Source organism: Metapseudomonas boanensis, from assembly GCF_042232855.1.
GTDB classification, from domain to species: Bacteria; Pseudomonadota; Gammaproteobacteria; order Pseudomonadales; family Pseudomonadaceae; genus Metapseudomonas; species Metapseudomonas boanensis.
Window position 1 is genome coordinate 4,422,771 of sequence record NZ_CP113889.1, and the last position, 12,447, is coordinate 4,435,217.

The 12,447-nt window shown below is 63.9% G+C and carries 10 protein-coding genes; 9 read left to right on the forward strand and 1 reads right to left on the reverse strand.

Translation table 11 applies throughout. The features are described from left to right. The first annotated feature begins 29 nt into the window (after positions 1-29). Positions 30-2,681: a cation-translocating P-type ATPase gene (locus OXH74_RS20705; protein WP_375738628.1), complete on the forward strand. Its 2,652-nt coding sequence runs from the start codon at positions 30-32 to the stop codon at positions 2,679-2,681. A gap of 12 nt (positions 2,682-2,693) precedes the next feature. On the opposite strand, the gene OXH74_RS20710 is transcribed toward OXH74_RS20705, so the two are convergent. After that, the gene (locus tag OXH74_RS20710) at positions 2,694-3,677 is read right to left on the reverse strand and encodes a magnesium transporter (RefSeq protein ID WP_375738629.1); all 984 of its coding nucleotides are present in this window, start codon (positions 3,675-3,677) and stop codon (positions 2,694-2,696) included. A gap of 270 nt (positions 3,678-3,947) precedes the next feature. On the opposite strand from OXH74_RS20710, the gene OXH74_RS20715 reads away from it, so the two are divergent. The 8 genes from OXH74_RS20715 (at position 3,948) to OXH74_RS20750 (ending at position 12,361) form a co-directional block, all read left to right on the forward strand. Beyond that, positions 3,948-4,991 (forward strand): 4Fe-4S dicluster domain-containing protein, encoded by a 1,044-nt coding sequence (locus OXH74_RS20715; protein WP_375738630.1) that lies wholly within the window; start codon positions 3,948-3,950, stop codon positions 4,989-4,991. After that, positions 4,988-5,827 carry an FAD-binding oxidoreductase gene (locus tag OXH74_RS20720; RefSeq protein ID WP_375738631.1) on the forward strand — a complete coding sequence of 280 codons (840 nt, stop codon included), beginning with the start codon at positions 4,988-4,990 and terminating at the stop codon, positions 5,825-5,827. Before OXH74_RS20715 ends, OXH74_RS20720 begins: the two co-directional genes overlap by 4 nt. Before the next feature lie 14 nt (positions 5,828-5,841). Further along, positions 5,842-7,602: an acetate--CoA ligase gene (acsA, locus tag OXH74_RS20725; protein WP_375738632.1), complete on the forward strand. Its 1,761-nt coding sequence runs from the start codon at positions 5,842-5,844 to the stop codon at positions 7,600-7,602. Next, on the forward strand, positions 7,599-8,588 hold the full coding sequence (pdhA, locus tag OXH74_RS20730; protein WP_375738633.1) for a pyruvate dehydrogenase (acetyl-transferring) E1 component subunit alpha: 990 nt from the start codon (positions 7,599-7,601) through the stop codon (positions 8,586-8,588). Before acsA ends, pdhA begins: the two co-directional genes overlap by 4 nt. Further along, positions 8,585-9,559: an alpha-ketoacid dehydrogenase subunit beta gene (locus OXH74_RS20735; RefSeq protein ID WP_375738634.1), complete on the forward strand. Its 975-nt coding sequence runs from the start codon at positions 8,585-8,587 to the stop codon at positions 9,557-9,559. Before pdhA ends, OXH74_RS20735 begins: the two co-directional genes overlap by 4 nt. A gap of 36 nt (positions 9,560-9,595) precedes the next feature. Beyond that, on the forward strand, positions 9,596-10,711 hold the full coding sequence (locus OXH74_RS20740; RefSeq protein WP_375738635.1) for a dihydrolipoamide acetyltransferase family protein: 1,116 nt from the start codon (positions 9,596-9,598) through the stop codon (positions 10,709-10,711). Positions 10,712-10,721: 10 nt separating this feature from the next. Continuing rightward, positions 10,722-10,967: an acyl carrier protein gene (locus OXH74_RS20745; protein WP_375738636.1), complete on the forward strand. Its 246-nt coding sequence runs from the start codon at positions 10,722-10,724 to the stop codon at positions 10,965-10,967. 131 nt (positions 10,968-11,098) lie between these two features. Beyond that, on the forward strand, positions 11,099-12,361 hold the full coding sequence (locus tag OXH74_RS20750; protein ID WP_375738637.1) for an MgtC/SapB family protein: 1,263 nt from the start codon (positions 11,099-11,101) through the stop codon (positions 12,359-12,361). The last annotated feature ends 86 nt before the right edge of the window (positions 12,362-12,447 follow it).

A 12,447-nucleotide genomic window follows, 5' to 3' on the forward strand; every position in this document is an offset into this window, starting at 1 on the left:
GAGCCGCCGCCGGTGGCAAGGACGCGTGGATGAAGATTCAGGCGCTCAGTCCAGCGGAGGCTCTGGTCAGCCTCAAAAGCGGCGAGGATGGCCTTGCGGAAGCGGAGGCTGCGCGGCGTCTGGAGTTTTTCCAGCCTAACCGTATCCAGCATGTGCAGCGGGTGCCGTGGTGGCGACGACTTCTGGCAGGCTTTACCCACTTCCTCGCGATCGTCTTGTGGTTGGCCGCGCTGCTGGCCTTCTTCGCCGAATGGAGCGATCCGGGCAAGGGGATGGCGACGCTGGGTGTGGCCATCATCTGCGTCATCCTGATCAACGCGTCCTTTTCCTACTGGCAAGAACACCGGGCGGAGCGCTCGATCCTCGCCCTTGAACGCTTGATGCCCGACACCGTCCGGGTCATGCGTGACGGCCGCTTGCGCAAGCTCAAGCGTGCGGAGTTGGTGCCAGGCGATGTTCTGCTGTTGTCGGCCGGTGACGATGTGCCGGCCGATTGCCGGGTGATCGAGGCATTCGACGTGCGTGTCAATACCGCGACCCTGACTGGCGAGTCCTATCCGGTGGCCCGCGATGCCGTCCCCACCGACACCGCCGACCTGATCCACTGCCGAAACATTCTCCTGGCGGGTACCTCTCTGGCCAGCGGAGAGGCGCGGGCGCTGGTCTATGCCACGGGGATGCGCACGGAGTTCGGTCACATCGCCCAGCTCATGCAGACCGGTGGCGAGGTGGAAAGCCCGTTGCAGCTCCAGATCAACCGCTTGAGTCGGCTCATTGCGATGCTGGCCGTGTTGCTGGGTGTCCTGTTCTTCGGTCTTGGCCAATGGGTCGGGCTGGGGTTCTGGAACAGCTTCCTGTTCGGCATCGGGATCATCGTGGCCAATGTACCGGAGGGTCTGCTACCGACCGTGACGCTGGCCCTGGCCATCGGCGCCCAGCGCATGGCCGCCAGGCAAGCGCTGATCCGAAACCTGCCAAGTGTCGAGACGCTGGGTTCGGCAACGGTCATCTGCACGGACAAGACCGGCACGCTGACGCAGAACCGAATGGAGGCGCGGCTGGCTGTGTATGCGGGTACTGATATCGACCTGACTGCCGGGCAGGTCGCTTTGCCGGCCACCCTGGTGGCCGTGGCTGCCCTCTGTCAGACGCTCCAGCCAGGCGAGGTCGATGGCCGGCAAACGCTGGTCGGTGACCCGTTGGAAGAGGCGCTGCTGCGGATGGCCGAGAACGCAGGCACTGCGCAGGCGATACCGCGTGTGGACGAACTGCCGTTCAGCGCCGAGCGGCGCATGCTTTCGACCCTGCACCGCTCCGAGCAGGGCCTGGTGCTTTACAGCAAGGGCGCCCTTGAAGCGTTGCTGCCCATCGCTACGCGGGTCCAGACCGCTCTTGGAGAGTCGCCCCTGGACGAGACACAGCGCAATCAGTGGCGTAATGCCGAGCATCGCCTGGCGGACCGGGGATTGCGGGTGCTGGCCTTTGCCTTCAGGCCGGTGGCGGAGGGTTATGAGCGTGACCAGTTGGAGCGTGAAATGGTGCTGATCGGGCTCGTGGGGCTGGAGGACCCGCCTCGTCCAGAGGTGCCCTCGGCGGTCAGGCGCTGCCGGGCGGCGGGAATCCGGGTCCTCATGGTTACAGGAGACCATCCCCGTACCGGAGTGGCCGTAGCCCGTGAAATCGGCTTGGCCGAGGGCCAGCCCACGGTCATCACCGGGACAATGCTGGCCGCCATGTCACACAGCCAGCTGAGCCTGGCCCTGGAGGCGCGGGAACTGATCTTTGCCCGGGTCAATCCGGAGCAGAAGCTGCTCATCGTCAAGGAGCTTCAGGCCAAAGGTGAAACGGTGGCAGTCACCGGCGATGGGGTGAATGACGCACCCGCTCTGCGCCAAGGCGATATTGGTATTGCCATGGGCCTGTCCGGCAGCGATGCCGCACGGGAAGCTTCCGACATGGTGCTGCTGGATGACAACTTCGCCAGCATCGTTGCCGCCGTGGAGGAGGGGCGTGCAGTCTTCCAGAACATCCGTCGATTCATGACCTACATCCTTACCTCCAACGTCCCGGAGATCGTGCCCTACCTGGCCTTTGTGCTGTTCCGCATTCCGCTGCCACTCACCGTTGTGCAGATTCTGGCGGTCGACCTTGGTACCGATATGCTGCCGGCCCTCGGGCTAGGTGCGGAGCGTCCCGATGCCGAGATCATGCAGCGCCCGCCGCCTGCGCGGCATGAACGGCTGTTGGACAGGCGCCTGCTGGCACGTGCCTATCTGGTGCTCGGGCCCATGGAAGCTGCGGCAGCATTGGCAGCCTTTTTCTATGTGCTTGATGCCGGCGGTTGGCAATACGGCGTGCTGTTGCCTGCCGATGCCCCGTTGTACCAAGCTGCGACCACCGCATGCCTCAGCGCCATCGTGGTCATGCAGATGGTGAACTTGTTCCTCTGCCGCAGCGAGCGGGGGCGGGCATTCGGCAGTGGCTGGCCGAATGGGCTGATCTGGGCCGGACTTGCGTTCGAGGTAGTGCTGATCCTGTTGATCGACTACACGCAGCTCGGCAACTGGCTGTTCGGTACCGAGCCTTTGTCTGCCAGGGCCTGGCTGTTCATGCTGCCGTTCGCACTGGGCATGGTCCTGCTCGAAGGGCTGCGCAAGGTCGCAGTCGCGCGCCGACGCTGAGCTGAGTGCGATTCAGATCAGCACGCTGGCGATGGCGAAGTAGATCAGGATCGAGAGCAGGTCCTGGACGACGGTCGCCAAGGGGCCGCTGCCGAATGCAGGGTCCAGCGAGAGGGTACTGAGCAGCCAGGGCAGCGCCATGGCCGCCAGGGTGGCGGTTCCGCATGCCGCGAATACGGCGAGACCAACGCAGAGTGCGACGTCGGTCGCTCCCCAGATCCACCACACCAGGGGACCCGCCACCAGTGCCAGGGTGAGCCCAATGGCCAGGCCGACCAGTATTTCGCGTCGTAGCATCTGACCCATGCTGGCACCCACCGATAGGCCACGAACGACCACGGTCTCAGTCTGGGTGCCGACGGCGTCTGCCAGGTAGACGATCCCGGGCAGGAAGAAGGCGAGCATGAGCGTGCTTTCCAGCTGGTTCTGAAAGCGCTCGACGAAATTCGCCGCCAGCAGGGCGCCGATAAGCCCGACCAGCAACCACGGGATCCGATGCTGGAAGCGCCGCTCGACTGGCTCCTCACTGGAGGTCCGAGCACTCTCGGTGCCCTTGATGAAGCCGCCGAGACGCGTGAGGTCTTCCTCATGCTCCCACAGTAGGACCGCCAGCAGGCGATGGGGCGGGATCACGCCGACCAGTCGGCCATTCGCATCGACCACGGTGAGCGCCGACTCGCCATGGCGAACGGCGCGCCAGGCGGCGATTTCCTGGTCCTCGTGGGGCGTCACAGTAGGCGCATCACGGTCCATCAAGCCATCCAAGGCAGCGTCTGCGGGTGCGCCGAGCAGGTCCTCGATCCGCACCAGTCCAAGGAAGCGCTGATCCTCGCAGACCATGATGTGGCTGGCGCAATCATAGTGGTGGCTCATCAGGGTTACGCGGGCGTCGCCGACCAGTCGGTCGGGCGGGAACACTGGAATTCGAGTCGTGGCATGTTGTGCCGCGGTTTCAAAGCTGATTCGCTCGCGGGCGACCTTGGTGTCCAACAGCATGGGCATCTCCTGGCCTAAGGGAGCGAGCGGCATGACGCTCGCTACCCGTCTGGGATTGTCTGGACTATAGGCGCTATCACGCTCGCCGCCGTGCCTGTACAGCCGCCTGGCGTCCCTCCCAAGCTTCTTCCGGTTTTCTTGATGTTGATCAAGCAGCGCGGCAAGCCCGCTGCCTAGCCTGAGCTAAAGAAATGAATGGAGGGGCGGTAATGCGCAGCGAGGCCAACACCGCTTGTCATTCGAGGTGCAACGCATTGCGGGCGGAGTGTCATGCCTGCGTATACCCGGCCGATTACCATGCGCGCCTATAGCCTGGAGCGTCCCGAGCTGCTGCGCGACCATCTGGCCAGGCAGTGCCAGGTGTTCGAATTGCGGGCGAACGGCCAAGGTACTCATACCTGGCAACAGGCCTGCGATCAGGACCCGCATCCCTTCTCACCGCCTGCCGACCCGCCCGGCTGCTCCGCCAAATCCTTCTTCTTCCCAGAGCGGGAGCTGCTGTTCCGTTTCGACGGTGGTGCCTTCTACTCGGAACTACCCGCTGTCAGGCCTCAGGTACTGTTCGGCCTGCCAGCCTGCGATCTCCAGGCGATTGCCTACCAGGACCGTTTCTTTGTCGCTGACCCGTACTACCAGGCGCGACGCGAGGCTACGCTGCTGGTGGGTGTCGATTGCGTGCACAGCTGCCGCCACGGCTCCTGCAGCCTGTTCGGTTGCGGGCCGCAGGCACAAGCCGGTACCGCCGACCTGGTGCTGGTGCCCCTGCAAGGCATGGCAACTAGCTGCTTACTGGTCACTTCACTGGCGGGGGAGCGTGCGTTGTGCGGCCTCGAGTTGGAGATCATGGAGAGCGACTGGACGCACGAACGGGCCTTGGCCGGCGAACAGGTGATGTGCGAGCAGATGAATACGGACGCCATCATTGAGGGCATCGCCGCCATCAATGCCGGTTGGGTCGAACAATCCACGTGGGACGAATTGGGGCAGCGCTGTTTGAACTGCACCGGCTGCACCAGCGTCTGCCCGACCTGCTCCTGTTTCACGGCAGTCGATATACCGGCAGATGGCTCAGGCATCGCGCACGTCCGGGCGTGGGCCTCATGCCTGGACGAGGGTTTCCAACGCGAGGCGGGAGGGCGCAATCCCAGCGCAAGCGCTTGGCAACGGGTCCAGCGATTCTGGTTCCACAAACTCGGGGAGGCATTCCGCGCCCGCATGGGCGGATATGGCTGCGTCGGCTGCGGTCGCTGTGACCGTCAATGCCCTGACGGCATGGGGCTGATGGGCGTCATGCATCGGCTGGAGCAACCATGAACGGCGTCACCCCCCGCAGGGTGCACCTGCTCTGCCAGTACCCGGACGGCGAAAATGCGCGGCACTTCAGCTTCCGCATCGCACGCCCGCAACCGCGGGATTTCGAGGTGATTCCCGGCCAGTTCTTCATGCTCAGCGTGCCAGGCTACGGTGAAGCACCCTTCAGTTATGTGAGTGTCCCGGACCTGGAGGGGCGATTCGATGCCCTGATTCGCCGGCAGGGGGGCCTGACCGCTGCCTTGTTCGAACAGCCCGAAGGCGCGCTTCTCGGCTATCGCGGCCCCTTCGGAAAAGGCTGGCCGTTGCTGCTCGGTAATGAACGCTTGCTGCTGGTAGCCGGCGGTTGCGGGCTGGCGCCACTCGCCGGAGTCGTGGATGAGGCGGGGCTGGCCCTCTATCCGATTCGCATGACGGTGATCTACGGGGCGCGCCATCGCCAGAGCCAGGTCCTCGGCCGTGAACGTGAGCGCTGGAAGGGCCGCGTCACCTTGCATGAGACCTGCGATGACGAGCCTCTCGGGCAGTGTCATGGTAACCCCTTGCAGCAGCTGCGGACGCAGCTCGTCCTTGAACGCCCGGATGCTGTGTTCTGCTGCGGCCCGGAGCCTTTCATGCAGGCGGTGGCGGGTGAATGCCTGAAACACGGGGTGCTGGCCAACCGCATCTGGCTGTCCATCGAACGCAACATGGCCTGCGGCACCGGCCTGTGCGGGCACTGCTACCTGGGGTCCAGTTACGTCTGTACGGACGGTCCGACCTACCGCTACGACCGTTACCGGGAGTTGTTGGGCAGCGGCAACGCCCATCCGCCAACGTTCAGTAGCGAGTTTTGCTGAGAGGGAGACGCGCCATGCGCTCAACCATGATCGAGAAAACCGCCAGCGACTTGCCGGTGAGTCCCAACTGGCTGGACAGCGCCCAGGCGCGGGCGGCGTTCTCCTGGGCAGCGGAGGCCCGCGAACTGGTTGGCCTGCCGGGAGGTGGGCTGAACCTGGCCTTCGAAGCCGTCGACCGCCATGCTCAGGGTCCACGTCAGGACTGGGTAGCCCTGCGGCTACTGGACCGTGATGGGCTCAGTCGTGACATCAGCTACCGCGCGCTGGGCCTCCAGACCAATCGCTTCGCTCACTTGCTGCAGCGTCTTGGCGTCGCCAGCGGCGAGCGGTTGTTCGTGCTCTGCGAACGCGGGCTGGAGCTCTACCTGGGCGTTTTGGGGGGGCTGAAGTATGGATGCGTGGTCTCGCCGCTGTTTTCCGCGTTCGGACCGGAACCCATCGCCACCCGCATGCGCCTGGGTGAGGGCAGCATCCTGGTGACCAGCGAGGTGCTGTACCGCCGGAAAGTGGCCGACATTCGTGCCAACCTGCCCTCGCTCAAGCACGTACTGCTGTTCGGCATTCCTGAAGGCGAAGCATTGCCTGACGGGACGCTGGACCTGCACGCGATGCTGGCCGACGCCGAGGACAGCTTCACGGTTGCCCCCACTACGGCCGAAAGCCCCTCGCTCCTGCATTTCACCAGTGGCACCACCGGCACCCCGAAAGGCGCACTGCACGTGCACGGCGCTGCCGTGACCCACTATGTCACCGGCAAATACGCGCTGGACCTGCATCCGGATGACATCTACTGGTGCAGTGCCGACCCCGGCTGGGTCACCGGTACCTCCTATGGCATCCTCGCGCCACTGATGCTGGGGGTGACCTGCATCGTCGATTGCGCCGAGTTCGATGCCGAGCGCTGGTATCGAATCCTAGAAGAGCAGCAGGTCAGCGTGTGGTACACCGCACCCACGGCCATTCGCCTGCTGATGAAGGCCGGCGCGGCGCTGGCCGCTGCGCATCACTTCCCGGCCCTGCGCTTCGTCGCCAGCGTCGGCGAGCCGCTGAATGCGGAAGCCGTCTGGTGGGGCAAGGAAGTGCTCGGTCACCCCATCCATGACAACTGGTGGCAGACAGAAACCGGCGGAATCATGATCGCCAACACGGCCGCCATGGCCATCAAACCCGGCTCCATGGGCAAGCCGCTGCCGGGTGTCGAGGCGGCGATCGTCGATCACAGCGAAGAAGGCCGGCTGACACTGCTGGGTAACGAGCAGGTGGGCGAGCTGGCGCTGAGAAAGCCCTGGCCGGCACTGTTCAGGGCGTACCTGGGGCAGGTGGAGCGCTATCAGCGTTGCTTCGTCGGGGATTGGTATCTCAGCGGCGACTTGGCCCGCCGCGACAGCGATGGTTATTACTGGTTCGTCGGTCGCAGCGACGATGTGATCAAGTCTGCGGGTCACCTGATCGGCCCATTCGAAGTGGAGAGCGTGCTGATGGAGCTGCCGGCCGTTGCGGAGGTGGCGGTGATCGGCAAGCCGGACCCGCTGCTGGGTGAGACGGTGAAGGCCTTCGTTTCGCTCAAGGGTGGGTACGCCGCGAGCCCGGCCCTGCACGATGAGCTGCTCGGCCATGCGCGCAAGCGACTGGGAGCAGCGGTGGCGCCCAAGGAGTTGGAGTTCGTTGCGAGTCTGCCGCATACCCGCAGCGGCAAATTGATGCGGCGCCTGCTCAAGGCCCGTGAGCTCGGCTTGCCGGAAGGCGATCTCTCGACGCTGGAGAATCCCTCATGAACACGCCAGACGTGCCATACCCGGCAGATTTCGCCTTGCGTCTGTTGCGCGACATGTTGCGTATCCGCCGTCTGGAGGAACGCGCGGCGGAACTGTATGGGGAAAGCAAAATCCGTGGCTTTCTGCACCTGTATATCGGCGAGGAGGCGGTGGCGGCCGGCGCGCTGCATGCGCTGGCGATCGACGATGCGGTGGTGGCGACCTACCGCGAGCACGGCCACGCGCTGCTCAAGGGCGTGCCCATGACTGCGATCATGGCTGAGATGTTCGGCAAACAGGGGGGCTGCTCCCGAGGGCGCGGCGGCTCGATGCACTTGTTCGACGCCCGCACACGCTTCTATGGAGGCAACGCCATCGTCGCCGGTGGCCTGCCGCTGACGGTGGGGTTGGCGCTGGCGGAGCGGATGCAAGGCGGCAACCGGGTCAGCGCCTGCTTCTTTGGCGAGGGTGCAATGGCCGAGGGCGCATTCGCCGAGTCGTTGAACCTGGCTGCCCTTTGGCAGCTACCGGTGCTGTTCTGCTGCGAAAATAACCTGTATGCGATGGGCACAGCATTGGCCCGCTCGCAATCCCAGATCGACCTGTGCGCCAAGGCAGGAGCCTTCAAGGTCACCACCCGTGCTGTCGACGGCATGGATGTGGTGGCCGTGCACGAGGCCACGCGGGAGGCTGTAGCGGCGATACGGGCCGGGGGTGGACCCTACTTCCTGGAGTTTCAGACCTATCGCTTCCGCCCGCACTCGATGTTCGATCCGGAGCTGTACCGGGACAAGGCCGAAGTGGAGAAATGGAAAGAGCGGGGGCCCATCCACACCTTCAGCGCGCGGCTGAAGGCGCAGGGTCTGCTGGACGAGGCCGGTTTTCTGGTAATCGCCGACGAAGTGAACGAGGAGGTGGAGGCGGCGGTGGCCTACGCCGAGGCCGACAGCCTGGAGCCTACGGCTGATCTCGCCCGCGATGTCTACACTCCGGAGGTGGCGCCATGAGCGAGCCGACCACCTACCGCGCGGCGATACGAGAGGCGCTGCGTGAAGCCCTGCAACGTGACCCGCGGGTGTTCCTGATGGGTGAAGACGTTGGCCGCTATGGCGGTACCTACGCTGTGACCAAGGGATTGCTGGAGGAGTTCGGCCCGGAACGCATCCGAGATACGCCGTTGTCGGAACTCACGTTCGTGGGCGCTGGCATCGGGGCGGCGCTAGGTGGCATGCGCCCAATCGTGGAAGTGATGACGGTGAACTTCAGCCTGTTGGCACTGGACCCGCTGATGAATACGGCGGCGACCCTGCGGCATATGTCCGGCGGGCAGTTCTCCGTGCCGCTGGTGCTGCGCATGGCCACTGGTGCCGGCCGCCAACTGGCGGCCCAGCATTCGCACAGCCTCGAAGGTTGGTACGCGCACATCCCCGGCCTGAAGATTCTCGCACCGGCCACCCTCGAGGACGCTCGCGGCATGTTCTGGCCGGCGATTGAGGACCCGGACCCGGTGCTGATCTTCGAGCATGCTCAGCTTTACAACCTGGAAGGCCAGTTGAGCATCGCAGAGCCGGTGGATATCCGCTCGGCGCGAGTGCGCCGCGAGGGCCGTGACCTAACGCTGGTCGCCTACGGTGGCACCCTGGGCAAGTCGCTGGCAGCCGCCGAGCAACTTGCCGGCGAGGGGATAGACGCGGAAGTGATCGACCTTCGCGTGTTGCGGCCTCTGGATGACGCGACGATCCTGGCTTCGGTACGCAAGACCCGTCGCGCGCTGGTGGTCGACGAAGGCTGGCGCAGTGGGAGCCTGTCAGCGGAGATCATCACGCGCATCGTTGAACAAGGTTTTTTCGAACTGGATGCGCCGCCGGCAAGGGTCTGCAGCGCGGAAGTGCCGATTCCTTACGCCAAGCACCTGGAAGAGGCCGCGCTGCCGCAGGTGCCGGATATCGTAGCCGCGGCCCATGGCATTTGCGGGTAATGACTCCCAGGTCCGCTCTGGGCCAATGAGGTGCGGATGATCGAATTCAAACTGCCGTCGCTGGGCGCCGACATGGATCAAGGGACCTTGCTGGAATGGCGGGTCAAGCCCGGCGACAAGGTCCAGCGCGGGCAGGTGGTCGCCGTGGTCGACACGGCGAAGGCGGCGGTGGATGTGGAGTGCTGGCAGGACGGCGAGGTGTTCCAGTTGCTGGTCGAACCGGGCAGCAAGGTGCCGGTGGGCACGGTGATCGCCACCTTGCTCGAGGCGGGGGAGTCCCCCGAAACCGCGCGGCGCCGGCCCGAGGCACCGCCAGTCGCAGCCGCTCCATTGCCAGCTGCCAGCCGACCAAAGGTTTCCCCGGCTGCTCGGCGGCGTGCCGGGGAGCTTGGCATCGATCCCGAAACCCTGAGCGGCAGCGGTCCCCATGGCGTCGTTTCGCTGGAGGATGTGGAGCGGGCCGCAGCCGCCACTGCACCCGTTGATCGGGCGGCTGCGATGCGCCAGGCGATTGCAGCCTTGATGAGCCGTTCCAAGCGCGAGATTCCGCATTACTACCTGTCGGAAACCATTCCCCTTGGCGCAGCGTTGGCCTGGTTGCAGATGCACAACGCCGGGCTGCCGCCGGAAGAGCGCCTGTTGCCGACGGTGATGTTGCTCAAAGCCGTGGCCCTGGCGCTGCGTGAGCACCCCGAGCTCAACGGCCACTGGCGCGAGGGTGCTTTCAAACCCGTGACGGGCATCCACCTGGGGGTTGCCATCGCGCTGCGGCAGGGTGGTTTGGTCGCGCCCACGCTTCAGGATGTCGCTGACAAACCTCTTGCGCAGTTGATGACCGAGCTTGCCGACCTGGTGGTGCGCGCGCGTAACAGCTCACTGCGTAGCTCAGAGTTGGGCGAGGCAGGCTTGACCGTGACCCAGCTCGGCGAGCAAGGGGCAGATTCGGTGTTCGGGGTGGTCTACCCGCCCCAGGTATCGCTCGTGGGCTTTGGCCGAATCGCCGATCGACCCTGGGTGGAAGATGGAAACCTTTGCGTAATGCCGACGGTGATATCCAGCCTGGCGGCCGACCATCGGGCCAGCGATGGACATACCGGCGCCCGGTTCCTCGCTGAGATCAAACGACTGTTGCAGGCACCTGAGCGGTTATGAGGAGCGCACCATGAATGACGCGACGATTCGCCAGCAGGTGCTGGATGCGCTGAAGAGCGTTGCACCCGAGATCGAACCGCAGCACCTGCGCTGTGATCGGCCTTTGCGCGAGGAGGTGGATCTGGATTCGATGGACTGGCTGCGCTTTCTCGGCACCCTGCATCGATCGACCGGGGTGAACATTCCGGAAGCGGACTACCAGCAGCTCGATAGCGTGGATGCCCTGGTGGCGTATCTGCGCCTACGAAAGGGCTGATGTCGGACGATTCAAGGGCATGTCGGCTGAACACAAGCGCAGCCAGGTACCCGCCATCCCGGGCAACCTGGCCAAGGGGGAGTGGTGTCTATATTGAGAAGGCCCCTTATCGCCTGGTTTGACGACGCACGATGAAATACTTCGACTGGCTGCCTGCGGATGCCGCGCACATCGTCTTCGTGCTGTTCCTGTCCTTTCTCATCGGGCTGGAACGGGAAGAACGCAAAGCCAGCAATGAGCACTTCGCCTTTGGGGGCGTGCGCACCTATCCACTGATAGGCCTCGTTGGTTATGCAGTAGCGGCGCTGTCGGGTGGCAACCTGTTGGCGCAGATGCTGGGTTTTGCTGTGCTGGCGGGGTTCTTGATGATGGCCTACTGGCACAAGCTCACCTCGTCGGGCTATTCAGGGGTTACCTCGGAAATGTCCGGCTTGACCACCTACCTGATGGGGGCCCTGGTCTATCGCGAGATGTTCTGGCTGGCCACTGCACTGACCGTATCGAGCATTCTTCTGCTCGAACTCAAGGCGCAGCTGGAGAATCTGGCAAAGCGTATCGAGGCGACGGACATTCTCACGTTTGCCACGTTTCTGTTGCTTTCGGCCGTGATCCTGCCGCTGCTACCCAACGAACAGCTGACTCAGTTCCAGATCAACCCCTTCAAGACATGGCTCGTTGTGGTGGCGGTCAGTGCCGTTTCGTATGGCAGTTATGTGCTGCAGAGAGTGACCAAGGGGCAGGGTGGCGTGCTCCTCAGCGCACTGGTCGGCGGTGCCTATTCGTCGACGGTCACGACCGTGGTCCTCGCACGAAGGTCAAAGCAGGATGAACAGGCTCACCTCTATTCCGGTGGCATGCTGATTGCCTCAGGCGTGATGTATCTGCGCGTGGCGGTGTTATTGGCGCTGTTCAATCATGATTTGATGGATCTGCTGGCACTTCCCTTTATCGCTCTGGGCTGTGTGGCGATGCTGATCGGTTGGCTCTGGTCCCGCAGGGGCGATGAAGGCACAGCCAGGGATATGGCTCCGTTCGAGCCGAAGAACCCACTCGAGATCAGTGCGGCACTGCTGTTTGCGCTGCTCTTCGTGGGCATGCTCGTGGCGACGCACGTGGTCAGTCGGCATCTCGGCGTGGCAGGTGTCTATACGCTTGCGACCCTGATGGGCGTTATCGACGTCGATCCTTTCATCATGGGCATGACGCAGTCTGCCTCGACCATCACGCCCTTGCCCGTGGCAGGGACGGCAATCATTGTTGCAGCGGCCAGCAACAACATGGTGAAGGGGATCTATGCGTTTGTGCTTTCTTCGCGGAAAGCGGGAATGGAGAGCATGTGTTTTCTATTCGGGCTGGCTGCCTGCGGTTTGCTCCTTCTCTTTTTCCTGAGGTGATATCAGCACGCAATGAAATTTTCACGAGTACCTGACGGCGCCTTCACGTCACGGTGCATAGGCTCGTGCTCATTTGGAGCAGTCTC

What these genes read in the sequence shown, in the direction of transcription:
- OXH74_RS20740 (WP_375738635.1), top strand. Translation starts at nt 9,596, where the DNA reads ATGATCGAATTCAAACTGCCGTCGCTGGGCGCCGACATGGATCAAGGG.
- OXH74_RS20720 (WP_375738631.1), top strand. Translation starts at nt 4,988, where the DNA reads ATGAACGGCGTCACCCCCCGCAGGGTGCACCTGCTCTGCCAGTACCCG.
- OXH74_RS20745 (WP_375738636.1), top strand. Translation starts at nt 10,722, where the DNA reads ATGAATGACGCGACGATTCGCCAGCAGGTGCTGGATGCGCTGAAGAGC.
- OXH74_RS20735 (WP_375738634.1), top strand. Translation starts at nt 8,585, where the DNA reads ATGAGCGAGCCGACCACCTACCGCGCGGCGATACGAGAGGCGCTGCGT.
- OXH74_RS20750 (WP_375738637.1), top strand. Translation starts at nt 11,099, where the DNA reads ATGAAATACTTCGACTGGCTGCCTGCGGATGCCGCGCACATCGTCTTC.
- OXH74_RS20710 (WP_375738629.1), bottom strand. Translation starts at nt 3,677, where the DNA reads ATGCTGTTGGACACCAAGGTCGCCCGCGAGCGAATCAGCTTTGAAACC.
- pdhA (WP_375738633.1), top strand. Translation starts at nt 7,599, where the DNA reads ATGAACACGCCAGACGTGCCATACCCGGCAGATTTCGCCTTGCGTCTG.
- acsA (WP_375738632.1), top strand. Translation starts at nt 5,842, where the DNA reads ATGCGCTCAACCATGATCGAGAAAACCGCCAGCGACTTGCCGGTGAGT.
- OXH74_RS20705 (WP_375738628.1), top strand. Translation starts at nt 30, where the DNA reads ATGAAGATTCAGGCGCTCAGTCCAGCGGAGGCTCTGGTCAGCCTCAAA.
- OXH74_RS20715 (WP_375738630.1), top strand. Translation starts at nt 3,948, where the DNA reads ATGCCTGCGTATACCCGGCCGATTACCATGCGCGCCTATAGCCTGGAG.